The 20,225-nt window shown below is 59.5% G+C and carries 17 protein-coding genes; 9 read left to right on the top strand and 8 right to left on the bottom strand.

Annotation, left to right across the window (positions count from 1 at the left end; all coding sequences use genetic code 11):
- Positions 1-67: 67 nt before the first annotated feature.
- Together ACGK9W_RS14790 and ACGK9W_RS14785 are read left to right on the top strand one after the other, a co-directional pair.
- Positions 68-1,627, top strand: coding sequence for an inorganic phosphate transporter (locus ACGK9W_RS14790; RefSeq protein ID WP_405417310.1), 1,560 nt, complete (start codon positions 68-70; stop codon positions 1,625-1,627).
- Positions 1,628-1,716: 89 nt separating this feature from the next.
- Positions 1,717-1,983: a hypothetical protein gene (locus tag ACGK9W_RS14785; RefSeq protein WP_069182143.1), complete on the top strand. Its 267-nt coding sequence runs from the start codon at positions 1,717-1,719 to the stop codon at positions 1,981-1,983.
- A 187-nt stretch (positions 1,984-2,170) separates the two neighbouring features.
- Here the strand turns inward: ACGK9W_RS14785 and panP are convergent, their stop codons facing one another.
- From panP to ACGK9W_RS14765, 4 genes are all read right to left on the bottom strand, one after another.
- Complete coding sequence (gene panP, locus ACGK9W_RS14780; protein WP_405417307.1) at positions 2,171-3,847, bottom strand: pyridoxal-dependent aspartate 1-decarboxylase PanP; 1,677 nt, start codon at positions 3,845-3,847, stop codon at positions 2,171-2,173.
- Between the two features lie 187 nt (positions 3,848-4,034).
- On the bottom strand, positions 4,035-4,379 hold the full coding sequence (locus tag ACGK9W_RS14775; RefSeq protein ID WP_053113183.1) for a DUF503 domain-containing protein: 345 nt from the start codon (positions 4,377-4,379) through the stop codon (positions 4,035-4,037).
- Positions 4,380-4,574: 195 nt separating this feature from the next.
- Entirely contained in the window at positions 4,575-6,275 is a 1,701-nt protein-coding gene (locus ACGK9W_RS14770; RefSeq protein ID WP_405417305.1) for an isovaleryl-CoA dehydrogenase, read from the bottom strand.
- A 2-nt stretch (positions 6,276-6,277) separates the two neighbouring features.
- Complete coding sequence (locus tag ACGK9W_RS14765) at positions 6,278-6,910, bottom strand: TetR/AcrR family transcriptional regulator (protein ID WP_405417303.1); 633 nt, start codon at positions 6,908-6,910, stop codon at positions 6,278-6,280.
- 272 nt (positions 6,911-7,182) lie between these two features.
- On the opposite strand from ACGK9W_RS14765, the gene ACGK9W_RS14760 reads away from it, so the two are divergent.
- The 5 genes from ACGK9W_RS14760 to ACGK9W_RS14740 all read left to right on the top strand — a co-directional run bounded on the left by ACGK9W_RS14760 (position 7,183) and on the right by ACGK9W_RS14740 (position 13,254).
- On the top strand, positions 7,183-7,404 hold the full coding sequence (locus tag ACGK9W_RS14760) for a hypothetical protein (protein WP_288367244.1): 222 nt from the start codon (positions 7,183-7,185) through the stop codon (positions 7,402-7,404).
- A 158-nt stretch (positions 7,405-7,562) separates the two neighbouring features.
- The gene (locus ACGK9W_RS14755; protein ID WP_288367245.1) at positions 7,563-8,588 is read left to right on the top strand and encodes a lipase secretion chaperone; all 1,026 of its coding nucleotides are present in this window, start codon (positions 7,563-7,565) and stop codon (positions 8,586-8,588) included.
- A gap of 141 nt (positions 8,589-8,729) precedes the next feature.
- Positions 8,730-9,749 carry a porphobilinogen synthase gene (gene hemB, locus ACGK9W_RS14750; RefSeq protein WP_288367246.1) on the top strand — a complete coding sequence of 340 codons (1,020 nt, stop codon included), beginning with the start codon at positions 8,730-8,732 and terminating at the stop codon, positions 9,747-9,749.
- 51 nt (positions 9,750-9,800) lie between these two features.
- A complete protein-coding gene (ppk1, locus tag ACGK9W_RS14745) occupies positions 9,801-11,942 on the top strand; it encodes a polyphosphate kinase 1 (protein ID WP_288367247.1) in 2,142 nt (713 codons plus the stop codon).
- A 22-nt stretch (positions 11,943-11,964) separates the two neighbouring features.
- Complete coding sequence (locus ACGK9W_RS14740; protein WP_405417300.1) at positions 11,965-13,254, top strand: DUF945 family protein; 1,290 nt, start codon at positions 11,965-11,967, stop codon at positions 13,252-13,254.
- 61 nt (positions 13,255-13,315) lie between these two features.
- On the opposite strand, the gene coaD is transcribed toward ACGK9W_RS14740, so the two are convergent.
- From coaD to ACGK9W_RS14720, 4 genes are all read right to left on the bottom strand, one after another.
- Complete coding sequence (gene coaD / locus ACGK9W_RS14735) at positions 13,316-13,792, bottom strand: pantetheine-phosphate adenylyltransferase (RefSeq protein ID WP_008173494.1); 477 nt, start codon at positions 13,790-13,792, stop codon at positions 13,316-13,318.
- Between the two features lie 343 nt (positions 13,793-14,135).
- Positions 14,136-15,737: a GMC family oxidoreductase gene (locus ACGK9W_RS14730; RefSeq protein ID WP_008173492.1), complete on the bottom strand. Its 1,602-nt coding sequence runs from the start codon at positions 15,735-15,737 to the stop codon at positions 14,136-14,138.
- A gap of 28 nt (positions 15,738-15,765) precedes the next feature.
- Positions 15,766-16,404, bottom strand: a complete 639-nt coding sequence (locus ACGK9W_RS14725) for a hypothetical protein (RefSeq protein ID WP_008173490.1) — start codon at positions 16,402-16,404, stop codon at positions 15,766-15,768.
- Positions 16,405-16,573: 169 nt separating this feature from the next.
- Complete coding sequence (locus ACGK9W_RS14720; RefSeq protein WP_053113180.1) at positions 16,574-18,019, bottom strand: coniferyl aldehyde dehydrogenase; 1,446 nt, start codon at positions 18,017-18,019, stop codon at positions 16,574-16,576.
- A gap of 191 nt (positions 18,020-18,210) precedes the next feature.
- On the opposite strand from ACGK9W_RS14720, the gene ACGK9W_RS14715 reads away from it, so the two are divergent.
- Positions 18,211-18,891, top strand: a complete 681-nt coding sequence (locus ACGK9W_RS14715; protein WP_008173486.1) for a TetR/AcrR family transcriptional regulator — start codon at positions 18,211-18,213, stop codon at positions 18,889-18,891.
- Positions 18,892-19,183: 292 nt separating this feature from the next.
- A complete protein-coding gene (locus tag ACGK9W_RS14710; RefSeq protein WP_405417296.1) occupies positions 19,184-20,194 on the top strand; it encodes a TRAP transporter substrate-binding protein in 1,011 nt (336 codons plus the stop codon).
- The last annotated feature ends 31 nt before the right edge of the window (positions 20,195-20,225 follow it).

Raw genomic sequence — 20,225 nt, 5'->3', positions numbered from 1 at the left:
AAATTATAGTTGCCGCGCGACAGCGTTCGCCCCCAATCCTCACAGACTAAACGAGACCTGATCTGTTATGGCCCGTTCGAGCGGATTCCTGGATACCCTTCTCACCAGCCCTACCACGGAACGATACAGGGTCGGCATCAGCCTGCTTTTCTTACTTGGCGTGTGGCTGACTGTCGGATCATTCAGCCAGGGAATGCCCAACAGTATGTTGCTGATGGCCGCCGCGGTGATTGGCGGGTACATGGCGATCAACATTGGCGCCAATGACGTTGCCAACAACGTGGGGCCAGCGGTGGGTTCTGGTGCCCTGTCCCTGGGTGCCGCTGTGCTCATCGCAGCCGTTTTCGAGGCCGGTGGCGCGATCATCGCCGGCGGAGATGTGGTCTCCACCATCAAGGGTGGCATCATTGATCCCTCCAATCTGGAAGAGAGCAGGGCGTTCGTGTGGCTGATGACCGCCGCCCTCCTGGCTGGCGCCCTCTGGCTGAATCTGGCCACCTGGATGGGCGCGCCTGTGTCTACAACCCATTCCATTGTTGGCGGCGTTCTGGGTGCCGGTATCGCCGCCGGTGGCTGGGGTATTGCTGATTGGGCGGTGATGGGCAAGATTGCCGCCAGCTGGGTGATTTCGCCGGTGCTGGGCGGTGCTCTGGCAGCCCTGTTCCTGTTTGCGATCAAGAAGACTGTGCTCTATCGAAGAGAGGTCATTCCGGCCGCGAGGACCTTTGTTCCCTGGCTGGTGGCGATCATGGCCTGGGCCTTTGGCACCTACCTGATGATCAAGGGCGTCAAGAAGATCGTCAAAGTCGATTTTCTCGAGGCGACGCTGATCGGGCTTGCCGCGGCCGCCGTGGTGTTCTTCGTTATGCGCACCCTGGTGGGCCGCATGGCATCGACCATGGAGAACAGCTCGGCAGGCGTGAATACCCTGTTTACCTGGCCGTTGATCTTTGCCGCGGCACTGCTGAGTTTTGCCCATGGCGCCAACGACGTCGCCAACGCCATTGGTCCGCTGGCGGCGATCAATGATGCCCTTTCTGCTGATTCGGTTGTCATGTCGGCGAGCATTCCTCTGTGGGTGATGATGGTGGGCGCCCTGGGTCTGGCCGTTGGCCTGATGCTGTTCGGGCCGCGTCTGATCAAGACCGTTGGCAGTGAAATCACCGAACTGGACAAGACCCGGGCGTTCTGTATTGCCCTGTCGGCCGCACTCACGGTGATCCTTGCGTCTCAATTGGGCCTGCCGGTCAGCTCCACCCACATCGCTATTGGCGGCGTGTTCGGCGTTGGCTTCCTCCGGGAGTACCTGAAGTCCAACTACGCAACCCAGCTGCACAAGATCATGGAGCACCATGATCCCGCCGAGCAGGAGCGTCTCAAGCCCTTCCTGGATGATTTCCGTAATGCCTCGGTGGAGGAGATGGAGAACCTGCTCAAGCAGGCCAAGAAGAAAAAGCAGGTGCCTCTGTCCAAGTCCGAGCGCAAGCGCCTGAAGAAGATCTACCGCGAAGAAATGGTCAAACGTTCGCACCTGGTGCGCATTGCGGCGGCCTGGATCATCACGGTGCCGGCGTCTGCCATGATGGCGGCGATCCTGTTCTTTACACTCCGGGGTTTGTTGATCTGACCGGGCTGGTTGAATAAACCGAGTTTGGTCATACTATCGTTAAAAAGGGGTGGCTCACCCCTCAAGCCTATTTGTCCATGGAGTGAAGTATGAGTTCATCCGTTGAAAGCCGTCAGGCGAAGATGATTGATGAGCTGAGGACCTTTATCAAGAAGGTTCTGAGCGATCCGACCATTGCCGTTAAATCCATGGAGATCGCCCGCAAGCATCGTGGTCAGCCGAATGCCGAGGAGCTGATTGCACAGGAGATCAGTGCCAGCACCAATATCCGGATTCCGGAGAACTGGAGTGAGGCGGATAAGATGTTCCTGGATATCATCCATGATGTTCTGGATGATGAAGAGGCCCTGTACTAAGGCCTTGTCTGCAGGCTTGGGAGAAGCGAGCCGGGCGGGGGATGGTTCAAAAACACGCTGTGAATACGTCCCTGTACGCTTGGCTCCGCCATCCCTGGCTCCGCACAGTTTTTGAACCATCCCCCGCCCGGCTCACCTGAGCCATGGTTGTGGCCTAAAATCGCCATGGCTAAGTCTTTTGGACTCTTCAGGCCTGTCTCGCGTTCGGCGTCGCCTGCTTCAGGACAGCATCTGCCATCTGGTGCAGAATACTAATCTCATCCTCGATACCTTCATCCCGGGACAACTCTCTCTGCTCGGCAAGAATGTCCGCCAGGATTTCTTTGGTGGTCAGCGGGTTGGCCAGTACCACCCGGAACACGATGCACGGGAAATTGAAGTAGCGGGCCGGCTCCAGCCGGGTCCGTGACACAAACGCCTTGCCCCTTTCCCGCTGGGTTTTCTGGATGAACTTGGTGATCCGGTTCAGGCAGGTGTTGAGCTTTTCCGCCTGCAGGGGATCGGCAATGGCCAGGGCTTCCTGGACGTTTTCCGGGCAGTAGCGGTAGGTCAGGATGTTCAGTTCGGGCCTGGTAACCAGCTCGAAATCCGGTTCTGCTTCGATCATTTCCGCGAAGGTTTTGGCCTTGTCGATGCCCTGGTCTATCAGGATCTCGTAGCCTTCCCGGGCCAGGATTTTCAGGCCGGAGTGGATCAGCATGGACATGCCGGGCCGTGAGCCTTCCAGGGTGGTGCTGCCAAGATCCCGGGAGCCCTTACGGATGATGTACTGGGCGTGGTGTTCAACGGCACTGGCCAGGCTCGGGTCGCGGAATACCACGAGGCCCACGCCCATGGGTACGTAGAGCTGCTTGTGGGCGTCGAAGGTGACGGAGTCGGCCTTCTCGATGCCCCGCAGCAGGTGTTTGTAGGTGCGGGAGAACAGCGTGGGCCCGCCCCAGGCGGCGTCCACGTGGAAGTGGGCGCCGAATTCCCGGGCGATGTCGGCCATGGCGTCCAGGGGGTCGACGTTGCCGGTTTCGGTGGTGCCGGCCACGCCGCAGATGGCCATAACCTTGATTTTCTGGCGCTGCAATTCCAGGCACTTGTCCCGCAGAGCATCGGTATTGATGCGGTTTTCGTCGTCGGTATCCACCGGTATCAGGGATTCCCGGCCCAGGCCGAGTACGTCGGCGGCCTTGCGCAGGGAGTAGTGGCCGCGGCGGGAAACGACGATGGCGGCGCCTTCGTGGCCGTAGTATTTCAGCGCCCGGAACAGACCTTCCTGGTGCAGGCCCCGGAAGCTGCCTTCAGCCGGGAACGCCCGGTTACGGGCGACCCATAGGGCGGTCAGGTTTGCGACGGTGCCGCCGGAGCACATGGCACCCAGGGCGTAACGGGGATTGTGCATCCACTTGCGGTAGAAGGCGCCGTCTTCCTGGTACACCAGCCGGTGAATCATGCCCAGTACCTGGCGTTCCATGGGCGTGAACGCCTTGGAGGTTTCGGTTTTGACCAGGTTCTGGTTCAGGGCAATCATGATCTTCGAAAGCGGCAGCATGAAGTACGGCAACGCAGAGGTCATGTGCCCGATAAAGGCCGGAGAGGCGGTGTGAACGGAATTTGCCACCAGTTTGTCGAGCAGGAACTGGGCCTGTTCAGATACGAAGACGGGTTTCTCCGGAATGCTGTAGTCGGAGAAGTCTTTCTCCACATCCGAGAGGTCCCGTTCAACCGCAACAATGTGCTCCTGCAGGAAGCCTGCAAGATTGCGGGAGATGTTCTGATCAATCCGGCTCAGCGTGGATTCCGGTGCCTCGGGCACCGTGAATACGCGATACATGGCCTCTACCGAGGCCTGTGCGGATTTTTTCTTTCCGGTCATAGGCGCCACTCACAATCAGTGGTCATCCGAAGGGCCGGTTCCGGATGCCCTGCGGATACGGCCGGCATTGCTGTCCGGCATTAATGTCTGGTCGCCTGCCGCTGGCAGGCGCACTGGCATCCCTGAGGGGGCGTAGTATACGGCCTGGCGACAGGTTACGCCACACGCGGCCCTCGGGGTTATACGGTCAGAGTATTTCCCGGTGTATATCCAGTATGGCAGCATCCACGCGTTCTTCGATGGCTTTTTCGATCTGGTCCAGACGCTGGGTAATCTGCTGTGAGGAGGTGCCCAAAGCCGCGATGGTCCAGGTGGCGCAGTCGAGAGCCTCCTGGTCGGCGGTTTCGGCGACGGCGAGGTCGGGCTCTTTGCCCCAGACGGCCTTCAGGGCGGTGAAGACTTTGCGTTTGGCTTTGAGGTCGTCGCAGCCGTAAAGCTGGAAGTGCAGGGTCAGCACGCCCACGTGGGGGGTGATGACTGGCTGCTGGGGCTTTTGGCCTTCACGCAGGAGTTTTCTCAGGGCTTCTGACATCTTTGATTCCGTGCTGGAGTCGATGAGAAATCCCCTCCCAAAAAACGCTCCTTGCGGCACATCCCTGTGGCGCTTGGGCTCCGCCATCCATGGCTCCGCACAGTTTTGGAAAGCCCACCTCCGCCAGTTCGCGAGCTCTCAGTAGGTCGGATTAGCCGAAGGCATAATCCGACAGGTCTGGCTAACAGAAACCACTTACCCTACTACAGGCGTCGCCCGTTTGATAATGGCTGCCGGATCGGTGCCCGAGGGCAGGTTGCCGTAGTTCATCCCGCCATTGGACTGCAGGCGAGAGGCGCAGAAGGCGTCGGCGACGGCGGCATCCGAGTGGCGGAGCAGCAGGGAGCCCTGCAGGGCCAGGGCCATGCGGTCGACCAGATTGCGGGCGCGGTACTGGAAATCGCTGATGTCAGCGAAGTCGTGTTGCAGCTGGGCGAGGAACTGGTCGAAGCGGCGGTCGGCGCCTTTGGCTTCGGCGGCCTCCTTGAAGAAGGCGTCGAGGGTTTCGGGCTCTTTTTGCAGGGCACGCAGGGTGTCCAGGCACTGGACATTGCCGCTGCCTTCCCAGATGGCGTTGACGGGTGATTCCCGGAACAGCCTAGGCATGATGCAGTCTTCCATCACGCCGCTGCCGCCGATGCATTCCATGGCCTCGTAGGCATGGTTTGGCGTGCGTTTGCAGATCCAATATTTGCCGACCGGTGTCGCGAGGCGTGCCAACAGTCGTTCGTGTTCTTTGTCCTGGTTATCCAGGGCGCGGGCAATGCGCATGGTATAGGCCAGTGCCGCTTCGCTTTCCAGGGCCAGGTCGGCCAGGACATTCTGCATCAGAGGCTGATCGATCAGGCGGGCACCGAAGGCGCTGCGGTGACGACAGTGGTGGCTGGCCTGGGCGATGGCCTGACGCATGCCGGCGGAGCTGCCGATCATGCAGTCGAAGCGGGTCATGGCCACCATTTCAATGATGGTGGGCACGCCGCGGCCTTCCTCACCAACCATCCAGGCAAGGGCGCCTCGCAGTTCGGCTTCGCTGGAGGCGTTGGCAACGTTGCCCATTTTGTTCTTGAGGCGCTGGACCTGCCAGGGGTTCTTGGTGCCGTCCGGGCGCCAGCGGGGCATCAGGAAGCACGACAGTCCTGACTGTGTCTGCGCCAGTACCAGGAAAGCGTCGCACATGGGCGCAGAGACAAACCATTTGTGACCCACCAGTTCATAGGCCTGGCCCGGGCCTCCCGCGCCGATCGGGTAGGCCCTGGTGCTGTTGGCGCGAACGTCGCTGCCACCCTGTTTCTCGGTCATGGCCATGCCGATGGTCACGGAACTTTTCTGACTGTCGGGCAGGTTGCGGGGATCGTAGCTGTCGGCCAGGATCCTGGCTTCCCAGTCGGCCGCCAGTTCCGGCTGTTTGCGAATCGACGGGATGGCGGCAAAGGTCATGGTGACAGGGCAGCAGTGGGCGGCTTCCACCTGGGAGTGCATGTAGTACTTGGCAGCGCGGGCAACATGTGCGCCCTGGCCTGGATGGCTCCAGGGGCTGCTGTGGAGACCATTGTCGAAGGCAATCCGCATCAGCTCATGGTAGGCCGGATGGAAGTCCACTTCGTCGATGCGGTGGCCAAAACGGTCATGGGTGTTGAAGACCGGTTTGTTGGCGTTGGCCCGAAACCCCAGGTCAATGGTCTGCGCGGCCCCGGCCAGGGCTCCGAATACCTTGAGGTCCTCGGCAGCTTTACCGGCGTCCTCCCGGAGGGCGGCTTCCTGCAGGGCGATGTCCTGCTCGAACAGGTTGTAGTTCTCCAGGGCCGGAGGCTGGTTGAAGACCTCGTGGGTGCTGGCCAGGTAGCGATCTTCCTGGTCGTTTGATGGCGTCTCTGGCCGGGGCTGCCGCGCGTTCATAGCTACCTCCTGGTGCCGGTCAACCCCTGCATACAAAAGCAGATGATGGAATTGACCAGCGGGTCATTGTTGTCTTCTGTTGCGCTGTCCGCCTGGCTAATCTGTGTTGGCGACAGTGGGCCAACCAGGCTTTCCGCGATGGCACCGACCAGGCATGTACTGCTCTGGCGAGCGTCCTGATCCGGGATACATCCTTCTTCAATGCCCTCGCGGATCGCTTTCTCGAACAGGTTGGCGTAGGCCTTGCGGTACGCCAGCCGTTCCTCTTCCACTTTCGGGTCCACCGGTTCAGCGATCAGTGACCAGGCCATTGTCGGGCCTTTCAGCGCCCGCTCGGCAAACTGTCTGAGTGCCCGCTCCAGCCGCTCGGCGCCGTTTCCGCCGGATGCGAGGGCTTCGGCGACCTTGTCGACTTCCCGTTGGGTCGCCAGTCGGAAAATTTCGGCGAACAGGTCTTCTCTGGACTCGAAATGCCGGTAAATAGTTCCTGTGGCAACGCCGGCCAATCCGGCGATACGGGTCACCCGGGAGCTTCTGAAACCGCCCTCGGCCACGCACTGATAGGTGCAGTCCACGATCCGTTTTCGCGCCTCGGCCTTACGCTGGCGCATTTTCTCCGTTTCTCGATAGGCCATTCCGGCTCCCTACAAGTAGTGAATCACTATTCATTCTTTGTGTCAATTTTTTGAGTCACTGACGAATATAAAATTTCCGCATTTAATTCAATCGCTTGTTTTGCGTTACAAAAATTTACAAAAAAGACGTTGCCAGTAAATAGCGTGGTCGCAAAAAGCAGATTATAAAGACGCCAAGACGAGGCCGCAGGCGGTCGTTCGTCGATACGGAGTGAGGTTCCCTGCGGGGTCGCAGCACTCGACCATCTGTTTTCGTTGATGGAGAAAAGATCATGAGTGAATTCGACGAAAGCAACCTGGAGCAGTCCGGAAGCTGGACCAGCGACAGTGACGACAACCATTCCATAGCCGGCCGTGCGCGTGTTCGCGCACAGTTGCAGGCAGACATTGAGGCGTTCCTGAGCCAGGGCGGAACGATTCAGGAGGTCGATACCTCCTTCCGTTCGGACACCCCGCGCAAGGTGGAAGTGGGTTTCAACAACCGCTCCCTCTGAACGCTGGCACGGCAGGCCGGGGCGCTCTGCCCCGGTTCTGTTTTTGATCCCGGTCTCGGTATGACTTGTCAGTGTCGTTTATCCTCGTCCAGTACCGCTCTGTTCCGTTAACCGGGGTAAAGCGCCAGTCACCCGATGATTCCGGACCCCTTGTGGCCATGAAGTCCCGTATCCGTCTTTTCCTCAGTTTAGTCGTGATAATAGCAGCTGTTGGCAGCTTCTGGCTGATTGGCGCAGACCCGGATGGCGTTGAGGGCCCGGCTGATCCGGTGTCAGTAACCTCGCCTCAGGTGCCGCCGGCCGTTCAGGACGCTTCTGGCACTGCATCCTCGGATCGGGTTGGCAGAGCATCTTCAGTCAGCATTCCCGAGCAGCTGCCGGCCTCGCTTTCGGGCACCTCGGTTCCGGAGGGCTGGGCCCGGACGGACCGTCTGGGTAATCTGATACCGACCCCGCACCTGCGGCAACTGTTCGAGTATTTTCTTTCCGCCCTGGGAGAGGAATCGCTGCAACAGTTGGTGGCGCGCATTGAGACGGCCCTGTCGGTGCTGGATGAGCCGGCGAGATCCCAGGCTCTGGCAACCCTTGGAAACTATCTGGAATACAAACTGGCTGTTTCTGATCTGGAGCAGAGCTACGGAGAGGTGTCGGGACTTGGCGCCGGAGAAATGCAACGGAGGATGGCAGAGATCCAGGCCCTGCGCCGGACCTGGCTGGATGCTGATACTGCCGACGCTTTCTTTGCCGACGATGAGGCGGTGGACCGTTTCCAGATTGAAAAACTCAGGATCACAAGCGACGACAGTCTGACCGACGAGCAGAAGGCCGAGGCTCTGCGCCGGGCCGAGTCTTCCCTGCCGGAACCTCTCCGCAAGGCCAGGGAAGAAACCCGCCGGTTTGCGGACTATGAACAGGTGCGCCAGGAGTTGGCGGATGATCCTCGGGCGCTTGCGGCCTGGCGGCAGGAGGCTTTTGGTGAGGCCGCGGCGGAAAGGCTGGCCCGGCTTGATCAGGAGCAAAAGGCCTGGGATCGCCGGTGGCAGGCCTACGCTAATGACCGGGACCGGTTGTTGTCCTCGGGCCTGGCCGAGCGGGAACGCCAGGAAGCGCTGGCGCGCCTCAGGGCCAGCCACTTCAATGAAACCGAACGGATCCGTGCCGAGGCGCTGGATTCGATCCGGTAATCAGCCTGTCATTTAATCGCCTTATCCTGCTGAGGGAGTCTGCAACCAGCGGCGTTGGCCGTGTATGATGGCGCTAAGGGCGCCCGGCGGATGCCGTGACGGTCCATCAGACTTTTTGTTCAGCCATTCAGGAGGTTGTCAGTGCCGATTCCGACTCCCCGTACTTTTCCCGCCACCCGTCTGCGTCGTAACCGGGCCAGTGACTTTTCCCGTCGCCTGGTTCGGGAAAACCAGCTTACGCCGGACAACCTGATCTATCCGGTGTTCGTGCTGGAGGGTGAGGGCCAGCGGGAACAGGTGCCGTCCATGCCGGGGGTGGAGCGTCTCAGCATTGATCTGCTGGTGGAGCAGGCGGCGGAGCTGGTGGATCTGGGTATCCCGGCCATTGCCCTGTTCCCGGTCGTTCCGGTTGAGAAGAAGAACCTCTCCGGCTCCGGGGCCTGGGATTCGGACGGTCTGGCCCAGAGAGCGGTTCGCGCCCTGAAAGCTGCCCATCCGGAACTGGGTGTGATTACGGACGTGGCGCTGGACCCGTTCACCACCCATGGCCAGGACGGCATCATCGACAACGACGGGTATGTTCTCAATGACGTCACCATCGAGGCGCTGGTCAATCAGGCGCTTTCCCATGCCGACGCCGGCGCCGATGTGGTGGCACCGTCAGACATGATGGATGGGCGGATTGGCGCCATTCGCGAAGCCCTGGAGAACGGCGGCCATGTGAATACCCGGATCCTGGCCTATTCTGCCAAGTACGCATCAAGTTACTACGGACCTTTCCGGGATGCGGTGGGTTCGGCGGCCAATCTCGGCAAGGGCAACAAGGCCACCTACCAGATGGATCCGGCCAACGGCGACGAGGCATTGCATGAGGTCGCCATGGATCTGGCCGAAGGCGCGGATATGGTGATGATCAAGCCGGGTATGCCGTATCTCGATATCGTGCACCGGGTGAAGACAGAATTGCGGGTGCCGACATTTGTCTATCAGGTCAGCGGTGAGTACGCCATGCACATGGCTGCGGCCCAGAACGGCTGGCTGGACGGCGATGCGGTGATGATGGAAAGCCTGATGGCCATGCGCAGGGCCGGTGCCGATGGCATCCTCACTTATTTTGCCGTGCGCGCGGCCCGATTGATGCGGGAGCGTGGGCACGGATAAGCCAAGCAAGTCATTCGCCGGTAGCGGCGAACACACTGGAATCGAGGAATCATGACAACGGAAACGGCGAAGAATCAGACGGCAGGGGATGAGCGGAGTGTGCCTGCGCCGGTAGAGGTGCCCCCGGTTGGTGAGGAAATCAACCTGGATGCCAATGAAAACTACTTTAACCGCGAACTGAGCCAGCTGCAGTTCAATTACCGGGTACTCAAGCAGGCGCTGGATACGACCCACCCGTTGATCAACCGTCTGATTTTCTGCTGCATCTTCAGCAGCAACATGGATGAGTTCTTCGAAATCCGTGTTGCCGGTCTGCGGCAGCAGATGAAATACGGTCGTGAAACCATCGGTGCCGATGGCATGATGCCGGACCAGGCACTGGCGGAAATCAGCCGTGTTGCTCACGAGTACATCCGCGAGCAGTACGACATACTGAACAATGTTCTGATTCCCGAGATGGAGCAGGAGAACATTCACTTCGTTCGGCGCCGGGAGTGGACGCCGGAGCAGGCGGAGTGGGTCCGCAACTACTTCGAAGACGAGATCCTGCCGGTGGTCAGCCCCATCGGGTTGGATCCCTCCCACCCGTTTCCACGCCTGGTGAACAAGAGCCTGAACTTTATCGTGGAACTGGATGGCAAGGACGCCTTCGGCCGGGAAACCGGCATGGCGATTGTGCCGGCTCCTCGTTCGCTTCCGCGTCTGGTGCGGCTGCCCGATGATGTCTGCAGTGGTGGCGAGAACCTGGTGTTCCTGTCGTCCATGATCCACGCCCATGCCGATGAACTCTTCCCCGGCATGGAAGTGAAAGGCTGCTACCAGTTCCGGCTGACCCGTAACGCCGACCTTGAGCTTGAGGACGACCTGGAGGACCTTGCCTCGGCCCTGCGTGGTGAGTTGCTTAGCCGCCGGTTTGGTGACGGGGTGCGCCTGGAGGTTGCTGACAACTGCCCGGAAGAACTGGTGCAGTTCCTGCTCAAGGAGTTCGGTCTGACCGAGCGGGATCTTTACCAGGTGCATGGCCCGGTCAACCTGACCCGGCTGATGGCGGTCGGTGGGCTGGTGGACCGGCCGGACCTCACCTATTCCGGCTTTTCGCCGTCGATCCCCAAGCAGATCCGCAGCAAGGAATCGATGTTCGACGCCATCCGCAAGCGTCCGATCCTGCTGCTGCATCCCTATGAGAATTTCAGCCCGGTGGTGGATCTGCTGCGCCAGGCCGCCAAGGACCCCCAGGTTCTGGCGATTCGACAGACCCTCTACCGTACCGGCGCCGATTCGGAAATCGTCGAAGCCCTGGCGGATGCCGCGCGCCGTGGTAAAGAGGTGACCGCCGTCATCGAGCTGCGGGCCCGTTTCAGCGAGGCCGAGAACCTGGAGCTGGCCAGCCGGCTGCAGGAGGCCGGGGTGATCGTGGTGTACGGCGTGGTCGGCTACAAGACCCACGCCAAGATGATCCTGATTGTCCGTCGTGAAGAAGGGCGGCTGCGCCGTTATGTCCACCTGGGCACCGGTAACTACCACGCGGGCAATGCCCGCCTGTACACCGATTACAGCTTCATGACCTGCGACGAATCCATCGGCGACGACGTCAACAAGCTGTTCCAGCAGCTGACGGGCATGGGCAAGGCTCTGAAGATCAAGAAGCTTTTCCACTCGCCATTCACCCTGCACTCGCGCCTGCTCAGCCTGATTGAACGCGAGGCCGGCTATGGCGAGAAAGGCCGGATTATCTTCAAGTTCAATGCGCTCACCGAGATCCAGCTGATCAAGGCGCTTTACCGGGCCTCCCAGGCGGGTGTGAAAATCGATCTGATTATCCGCGGTATCTGTTGCCTGCGCCCGGAGGTGCCGGGCCTCTCGGAGAATATTCGGGTGAGGTCGATCATTGGCCGCTTCCTGGAGCACACCCGTGTCTACTACTTTGGCAACAATGGCCGCCCGGATGTGTACTGTTCGAGTGCCGATGGTATGGAACGGAACCTGCTCAGCCGGGTGGAAACCGCTTTCCCCCTGGACGATCCTGATCTTGCCGCCCGGGTCAGAGAAGATCTGGATACCTACCTGGCCGACAATTGCCAGTCCTGGGTACTGCAACCGGACGGCAGTTATATTCAGAACCAGCCCGCAGAAGGTGAAGAGCGCCTTGCCTCACAATTGGTGTTGCTTGAACGGCTGACCGGAAAAACCTGATTCCCGAACTGGAGAAAGTTGTTTGAACACCAAATGGATGATTGCCGGCGCTGGTGTGCTGGCTGTAGCGGGCGGCCTGCCCTGGGTCGTGGGATACGTAACTGAGCAGCAGTGGCACCAGGCAACAGCGGAGGTGAACGATGCACAACCCTTCCTTCGCATGGAAACGGATAACTATGAGAGAGGTATTCTCGGGGCCCGTTTCAGAGGTTCGGTGAACCTGATCAATCCGGAAACCGGTGAATCCCAGAAGCTTGCCTACCGGGCCAATGTGACCCATGGCGTGACCGGCAGCCTGATGGATTTCCAGCCCGAGGATGGCTGGGCCGCCGGCGATAGCGACTGGTTCTCCGGTGAGGAGCCGAAGCTGACCCTGGAAACCCGTCTCTGGGGTACCGCTGTTCTCGAACTCGAAGCGCCCCAGATGACCCTGACGGACCCGGATACCGGGGAGACCCTGGCCTCAAGTGGCGGCTTGGCAAGAATTGAGGTCAGTGAGGCCGGTTCTCAGGCCGATGCCTTGATGGTCTGGCCGGGAGTAACCCTGTCCGGTCCGGACCTGGATATCCAGGTCAGCGACTTCCGCCTCGAGCAAACCATGAGTCATCTGACCGGTGAGGTCTGGACCGGCTCCGGCGAGATTGCGGTGGAATCGGTTGCTGTGACCCCGGCGGCGGAAGCCCCCTTCATGCTTCAGGGGATTTCGGTTCTTAGCAGCAGCGAGCCGGTCAACGATGGTGAGCGCCTGGATTCACGAATGACGTTCGAGGTCGCTGGCGTTTCAACGGCCGATGAGCGTTATGGTCCCCAGAGACTGGTGTTCGCATTGTCCGGGCTGGATGTGGCGGCCTGGAGCAACCTGACCGAGAGCCTTTCATCCATGCAGGCGCTGGCTATCACTCAGGCCTCTGGCGGTCCCCAGCAGTTTGAGCAGCAGATGGCCGCCATGCAGCAGGTGAATGCCGCCGTTCGGGATTTGGCAGCAGCCGGGTTCTCGGTTGGTTTTCCAGAGCTGACGGTGACCACCCCGGAGGGTGTGATAGAAGGCAGCGCCCGGATCGCCCATCCGGAGCTGACGGCGGATCAGAAAGCAGAAATGCTGATGGCGATGCAGCAGTTGACCGGCAAAATGGATCTCAGTCTGCCCGTCGCGCTCGCGGAGGAATACCCGGAATTCCGGTTACAGCTGGCACCGCTGATAAAGCAGGGGCTGCTGGTAGAGCAGGGTGACAGTCTGGTGCTTGATGCCAGTATGAAAGATCTTGTGCTGGACGTGAACGGTGTGGAAATTCCTTTGCCGCCGTTGCTTTGACGCCGCTGCTTCATTGCCATAAAAAAGCCCCGCTGGTCGGGGCTTTTTTGTTAGTTCAGCTTCAGCTGAACTTCTTTTTCAGGGCAGCCTCTACCGCCGGATCAACAAACTCCGAGACATCGCCACCCAGGGATGCGATTTCCCGGATCAGGGTGGAGGAGATGTAGGACAGGTGATTGGCCGGTGTCAGGAAAACGCTTTCCACTTCCGGAGCCAGACGGCGGTTCATGTCGGCCAGCTGGAATTCGTATTCGAAATCCGATACCGCCCGGAGTCCACGGAGGATCACGGTGGCACCCTGTTCACGGACGAAATCGGCGAGCAGGTTGCTGAATCCGGTGACGCTGACATTGGGGAGATGCGCGGTCGCCTGGCGGACCAGTTCGCAGCGTTCTTCTAGATCGAGAAGTGGCTGTTTCTTGGGGTTGTAGGCGATGGCGACGACGATTTCATCAAACATTCGGCCGGCCCGTTCGATCAGGTCGGTGTGGCCGTTGGTGATGGGATCGAAGGTGCCCGGGTAGATGACTTTGGACATGCGCAGCTCCTTTCTTTGCGAGGCCCAAGGATAGCAGCATTTTCGGAGACTCTGTAGGCGTCCGGGGCTTCAGGTCGTGCATGTCGGCTATGTGGTGGGGCCGACTGGAAGGGCTTGTCCGGGAAACGCTACAAGCACCCCTTCGGGGTCCGGCCAGCAATCACAGATTGCTGTCGTTCGCCTGCGCATGAAGCTTCGCTTCATAATCGCTTGTCTCACCCATGTGCGCTTGAGCGAAGCCATCCATGGCTTCTCACATTCCCGGACAAGCCCTTCCAGCCAGCCCTTTCATCCCCGTGCGAGCCTCCCCGAAGGAAACTGGGGCTGTTATCTGCGCGCAATGCTAGCTGGCTGCTCGCGAGAGTCTTTGAGCCAACCTTGTACTGTTCCGTGCCGCCAGGGCGTAAACCGACAGCTGCGGATTTGCCCCGATGCTGGTGGGGAAGATCGAGGCATCGTGGATGCTGAGGTTGCTGACCTGGTGGTGTTCACCAAAGCCGTTGACGACCGAGTTTTGCGGATTGCTTCCCATGGCGCAGCCGCCCATCTGGTGGGCGGTGAACAGGCGGACGCGGTGGGGTGCCATGGGGAGCTGGTCGATGGCGGCTTTGGCGTCGGTCCAGTTGGTGTACCAGTCGGAATCCAGGTGCATCAGGCGGACTTTTTCGGCACCGGCGGCGAACTGGATTTCGGCCATGGTGTGGAAGGCTTCGCGGATGCCCTTCCAGAGGTAGTCGCTGACGGGGTAGTCCAGTACCGGACTGCCGTCGTCGCGGAGGGAGACTGTGCCGCCGGGGCTTTCGGGGTGGAAGCCGTCCCGGAGCAGGGCGATGACGGACTGCATGTGGGGCAGGCCGGCCATGTTGTTGATCTGGGTTTCGCCGTGGCCGGGTATGACGCCGCTGGACATGCCCGGGTGCAGCGGTGGCACCTCGAGTTTGTAACCAACCGGGCCGTCGACGCCGTTTCGGAAGTTGAATTCGTCCGAGTAGATGGACTGGGGCGCGCCATAGAACGGATCGACGCGCTGAGGCATCTGGGCGACGGTGGCGTTGACCGGATGGATGAACGAACGCTTGCCGATCCGCTGGTGCGGGTCCGGGATGTCGGAGCGGAGCAGCAGGCCGGGGCTGCCGATGGCGCTGGCGGCGACCACGAAGTGTCGGGCTTTGAGCGTGACCTTGATCCCGGTCGGGGTGACGCCATCATCCGCAAAGGCAGAGGCTTCCAGATGGTCGATCTTGTCCTCGTTCATTACCAGGCGGTCGGCGCGCAGGCTGTGGAACAGCCGGGCGTTGTTATCGAGCGCCCCCGGAATGGTGGTCATCAGGGCGCCCTGTTTGGCGTTGGTCGGGCAGCCGACGCCGCAATAGCCCAGGTTCCAGCAGCCTTTCACATTGCGGGGAATGATCTGCCAGCTGTAACCCAGTTTTTCGCAGCCCTGGCGCAAGATGTCGTTGTTGACGTTCGGGTCGACCTGCCACGGGGCCATGGAGTGGCGTTCTTCCCGGCCATCGAACCAGGGCGCCATGGCGTCCGGCCGAAGTTCGTCCAGGCCAAACTGCTCGGCCCAGTAATTGAGCGTGGGCGCCGGTGTCCGGAAACTGGAAGTCCAGTTTACCGTGGTGGAACCGCCCACGCAGCGGCCTTGCAAAATGGCGATTGCCCCGTCCCGGGTTACCCGGCTCATGCCTTCCTGGTAAAGGTTGGCATAGGAGGTCTGCTCGTCCATCTTGAAGTCTTTCTGATAGTAAAGCCGGCCCTCCTCCACGAGTATCACGGACAACCCGCTGCGGGCCAGAATCTCGGCGGTGGTGCCGCCACCGGCGCCGGTTCCGATAACAACAACGTCCGCTTCTGCGGTCAGGTTTTGCGTCAGGAGGGCGCTATCGGTGACGTTCCAGCCTGATTCCAGGCCCTGGGCAATACGATCGGTCAATGACATGTTTGTGCTCCGTCAGATCAGCTGGCAATCAGGCGTTTTGGAATTGTGGCAATGCGTCGACCGCGTATTGCGGTGGTCCGGGATAGCCGGACAGGTGCCAGAAATCCCGATAGCCATAAAACGCCACGTTGCTGATCTTGGTCAGCGCAATGTAGCCGTTGTTGAACAGCCCGATACGGCTGGTGCGCCAGCGCTCCAGAAACGCGTCGGCTTCCGCCGTTGTCACATTCGGCCAGCTGGACCAGACCCGGGCAACGGTCACCCGGGTGAGCCCGAAGTTCAGCAGGTCAAACAGTTGCCGCAGTTCCTTCTGGTTAGCTGGTCCGAACTTGTGGATGCCGGCATCAATCCGCTCGATCGTCCCGGCAATTGCCAGGTTTCTGGCCTGTGGCTGCTCTGGCAAACCCGGCCCAATCATGGCGGGCAACAAGGCCTCGAACAGCGCAATGTCATCCTCGTTTAAAAACCGGAACTGGTAGCTGGCGTCCATCCGGGTGCCAACGGCACTCAGCCGGCCCGCCGGCTGAGTGGCGCATCCGCTAAGCCCGGCGGTGACGCTGACGGTGCCCAGAAACACGGCACCGCCAAGTCCGGTTTTTAGAAAGCTTCGGCGGTTGAGATCGGCAAATTGAGGGTGTCCTGACGGATCAGGGATCTGTTTCTGCATGGGTGTGTTCTCGTTATTGTTTTTGGATAGCGGGGAAAATGCTGAATCGTCGCGGGCTGGTAGCCCCTTCCAAAACTGTGCAAAACAGGGATGTTTTGCTCAAGCCTACACGGACGTATTCACGGCGTGTTTTGGAAGGGGCTACCAGCCCGCGACAGACTCCGAGTTCTCAGCGGATAAAGAACTTGTAAACCAATTTGTGCGCAGTTGTCCCATGGGGCGCATAGACAAACTTGCCGCTGTTGAATTTCTGCTTGGTGAAAATGGCCCGGTGATGGGAGAAGGTCAGGAACCCCTCACGGCCGTGATAGTGCCCCATGCCGGAATCACCGATGCCACCGAAAGGCAGATCATCCTGGGCTACGTGCATCAGGGAATCGTTGATGCACATGCCTCCAGAGTGGGTGTTATCCACCACATGCTGCTGCTGGGTCTTGTCGTACCCGAAGAAATACAGCGCCAGAGGCCGCGGACGATCATTGATGTAGTGAATGGCTTCATCCAGGCTGCCGTAACTGACGATCGGCAGAATCGGACCGAAGATCTCATCCTGCATCACCTTCATATCCGGAGTGGTGTTCAGCACCAGCGTCAGGGGCAGTTTTCGGGTGCCGTCCTTCAGATTCTCCCGGGCAGGGTTGATCTCCACCAATTCGGCGCCTTTCTCCCGGGCGTCCTCAAGGTAGCCTTGCAGTCGATCGTACTGCCGCTCATTGATGATGGCAGTGAAGTCGTCATTGTCCCGCAGGCTGGGATACATCTCGGAAAAACGGGCACGGAACTCGTCGACAAACGACTGCACCCGGTCAGCGGGGCAAAGGACGTAATCGGGCGCCACGCAGGTCTGGCCGGCATTGAAAGCCTTGCCAAAGGCGATTCTCTGGGCCGCGTCTTCCATGGGCACATCCGGGGAGACCACGGCCGGGGATTTGCCTCCCAGCTCCAGGGTGACCGGTGTCAGATTTTCCGCTGCGGCCTTCATGACCAGCTTGCCCACCGACGTAGAACCTGTGAACAGCAGATGATCAAACGGACGTGACGAGAAGTCTGCAGCCACGTCGGCCTCGCCATTAATAACCGAGACCAGGTCCTCCGGGAAGCTGGCTTCAATCAGCTCCTTGAACAGGGCCGAGGTGTGTGGCGTGTACTCCGACATCTTGATCATGGTGCGGTTGCCCGCTGCCAGAGATGCGACCAGTGGGCCCACCGCCAGGTACAGAGGGTAGTTCCAGGGCACGATCACGCCAACCACACCCTTGGGCTGGTAGTGGACCTTGTTGCTGGCGGGCTGGAATAGCACGGAGACGTGGCGCCTGGACGGCTTCATCCAGCCGCTGAGGCTCTTCAGGGTGTAGTTGATGCCCTGGATCGACGGCATGACCTCGGCAATCAGGGATTCGTCCTTCGAGCGGCAGCTGAAATCCCGGTCGATGGCATCCAGAAGCCTGTCCTGGTTGTTGAGCAGAACCCGCTTGAGGCGTTTCAGGTTCTCCTGCCGCTCGGCAAGGGAGGGCATCGGATTGTTGCGGAACGCCTTTTTCTGATCCTCAAACACGCGGTGGGTGTGCTGGATCTGTTTCTTGCTCTCGGTGAGCTGAACGACAGTGGCTCCCATGATGTTTCTCCTCTTCGGCCCCGATCATGCTTCGTCGGCGGCCCGTTATTTCAGGTATTGAACGACTGGCGAAAAAGTGTTCAATTTGCGTCTGAAGGTATTATTAGAGTATATACTCTAGTGAGTCAAGCGGAGGCGGGTGGCGAATCGGGCCATCTGTGAGCGATACAACAACAAACGCCGACGGGTCTATGAAGACAAGAGACAAGATACTGCTCTCCAGCCTGGAGCTGTTCAACGAGCGGGGCGAGCGCAACGTCACCACCAACCATATCGCGGCGCACCTGGCCATTTCGCCGGGCAACCTCTATTACCATTTCCGCAACAAGTCGGACATCATTTACGAGATCTTCCTGGAATACGAAAAACTGGTGGATTTCTACCTGGACATTCCGGAAGACCGGGCCATGACCCTGGATGACATGACCTTCTATCTGGAGTCGGTCTTTGACGGTCTCTGGAGTTACCGGTTCTTCCACCGGGATCTGGAATACCTTCTGGACAGCGACAAGAGACTGCGACAGGACTATCGCGATTTCACCAACCGCTGCCTGACTTCAATCAGTCGCATTTTCGAAAAACTGGCGGAAGCCGGGATTATCGAACCCCAGGAGGAAGATCTGCGATCGGCCATGTCGTTGAATGTGTGGCTGGTGATTACCAACTGGATGGCGTTCCTGAAAACCGCCCATGCGGCCGAGGAATCTGCCTGTCTCACGCTCACCGAGCTGAAGCAGGGCATCTACCAGGTGCTCACCCTGGAAATTCCCTACCTGACGCCAGCGTATCGTGAGCGTGTGATGGCTCTGAGAGAGAAGTATCGGCCGGCACTGCACGACAGGGACGATCTGGGCGCGGCCCTGTGTAAGTGAAACCCGAATAATTGATCAAAAAATGATCTGCCCTGGAACTTTTGGCGAAAATCGGACTCATAACGGTGACGTTGGGAATTCGGATATTCCTTGCGTCTCCTGAGTGCGATCTCAGGTTTTAGCACGTCGCAAACCCTGACGTTTCACCGGTCTGCTTTCTGGCAGGCCGGTTTTTTTTATTCCTACTGTTTCCTGCTCAAAAAAACACCCTTGTAAGTGATTTCCGAATTCGATACGCTTCTGATGTTACCGGTAACATCTGCCGGCACAAAAACAATCAGGAGACGCGATTATGTTCCCGACCCGACTCGCGACTGGCCTACTGTCAGCTGCATTTGCCTTTAACGCCTTCGCGGCGGACTATACCTTCAAGTTCCAGTCCTCCGACCCCTCTGGCGTCAAGAACTTCGAGATTCAGCAGCAATGGGCTGACCGTGTCGAAGAAATGACCGGTGGCCGCGTTGCCATTGATCTTCTGCCCGTGGGCAGCGTGGTAAGCCATACCGAAACTCTCGGTGCCATGAATATGGGCGTCCTGGATGGCCATGTATCGGTGACCGGTTATTTTTCCGGCAAAGATCCCGCGTTCGGGCTCATTGGCAATACCGTGGGCGCCTGGTCCAGCCCGGACCAGCTCATCGATTACATCAATTGTGGCGGTGGCTATGAGCTGATGAATGAGCTCTACGCGCCCTATGGCGTGAAGTTTGTTGGCGGTGGTGGCACTGGCCTGGAGTCGTTTGTTTCGAAGAAACCGCTGGATGGTGTTGAAGACTTGAAAGGCCTCAAGATGCGTGCACCGGAAGGTCTGGTGCAGTCGGTATTTGCCGCCGCCGGGGCGGCGCCAGTGAACCTGCCAGGTTCCGAGGTCTACACCGCACTGAGCAAGGGTGTTATCGATGCTGCCGACTATACGGTGTTTTCCACCAACCACGAAGCCGGCCTGCACGAGATTGCCCCGCATCCGGTGTACCCTGGCTTCCACTCCCTGCCGCTGATCGAAATTGCCATGAACCTGGAAGATTGGGAAGAGCTTCCCAAGGACATTCAGACGATCATGACCGTCTCGGCCCGGGACTTCGCCCAGGATATCAGCACCCAGCTGGCCATGGCGGACAAGAAGGCCGTCAGGGAAGCCCGCGCCAATCCGGATATCACCGTTCATGACTGGTCGGCGGAAGAGCGCCGGAAGTTCCGCACCATTGCCCGGGACCAGTGGAAGAAATACGCTGAGCAATCCCCCAATGCCGAGAAAGTCTATCAGTCGGTAACCGGCTATCTGGAATCCCAGGGCCTGCTCTGAAGGCAATGCCCCGTAACCAGTAACCGGGCAG

Source organism: Marinobacter flavimaris, assembly GCF_045057155.1.
In the GTDB taxonomy this organism is placed as follows: Bacteria; Pseudomonadota; Gammaproteobacteria; order Pseudomonadales; family Oleiphilaceae; genus Marinobacter; species Marinobacter manganoxydans.
Note: the sequence above shows the minus strand (reverse complement) of the source record. Positions and strands in the feature narration are given on the sequence as shown.

Excerpts from the sequence above, each read along its gene's own strand:
- ACGK9W_RS14775 (WP_053113183.1), bottom strand. The coding sequence starts at position 4,379 with ATGTCAGAAGCCCTGAGAAAACTCCTGCGTGAAGGCCAAAAGCCCCAG.
- ACGK9W_RS14710 (WP_405417296.1), top strand. The coding sequence starts at position 19,184 with ATGTTCCCGACCCGACTCGCGACTGGCCTACTGTCAGCTGCATTTGCC.
- ACGK9W_RS14725 (WP_008173490.1), bottom strand. The coding sequence starts at position 16,404 with ATGCAGAAACAGATCCCTGATCCGTCAGGACACCCTCAATTTGCCGAT.
- panP (WP_405417307.1), bottom strand. The coding sequence starts at position 3,847 with ATGACCGGAAAGAAAAAATCCGCACAGGCCTCGGTAGAGGCCATGTAT.
- ppk1 (WP_288367247.1), top strand. The coding sequence starts at position 9,801 with ATGACAACGGAAACGGCGAAGAATCAGACGGCAGGGGATGAGCGGAGT.
- ACGK9W_RS14785 (WP_069182143.1), top strand. The coding sequence starts at position 1,717 with ATGAGTTCATCCGTTGAAAGCCGTCAGGCGAAGATGATTGATGAGCTG.
- ACGK9W_RS14770 (WP_405417305.1), bottom strand. The coding sequence starts at position 6,275 with ATGAACGCGCGGCAGCCCCGGCCAGAGACGCCATCAAACGACCAGGAA.
- ACGK9W_RS14790 (WP_405417310.1), top strand. The coding sequence starts at position 68 with ATGGCCCGTTCGAGCGGATTCCTGGATACCCTTCTCACCAGCCCTACC.
- ACGK9W_RS14760 (WP_288367244.1), top strand. The coding sequence starts at position 7,183 with ATGAGTGAATTCGACGAAAGCAACCTGGAGCAGTCCGGAAGCTGGACC.
- ACGK9W_RS14720 (WP_053113180.1), bottom strand. The coding sequence starts at position 18,019 with ATGGGAGCCACTGTCGTTCAGCTCACCGAGAGCAAGAAACAGATCCAG.
- coaD (WP_008173494.1), bottom strand. The coding sequence starts at position 13,792 with ATGTCCAAAGTCATCTACCCGGGCACCTTCGATCCCATCACCAACGGC.
- ACGK9W_RS14715 (WP_008173486.1), top strand. The coding sequence starts at position 18,211 with ATGAAGACAAGAGACAAGATACTGCTCTCCAGCCTGGAGCTGTTCAAC.
- ACGK9W_RS14765 (WP_405417303.1), bottom strand. The coding sequence starts at position 6,910 with ATGGCCTATCGAGAAACGGAGAAAATGCGCCAGCGTAAGGCCGAGGCG.
- ACGK9W_RS14730 (WP_008173492.1), bottom strand. The coding sequence starts at position 15,737 with ATGTCATTGACCGATCGTATTGCCCAGGGCCTGGAATCAGGCTGGAAC.
- ACGK9W_RS14755 (WP_288367245.1), top strand. The coding sequence starts at position 7,563 with ATGAAGTCCCGTATCCGTCTTTTCCTCAGTTTAGTCGTGATAATAGCA.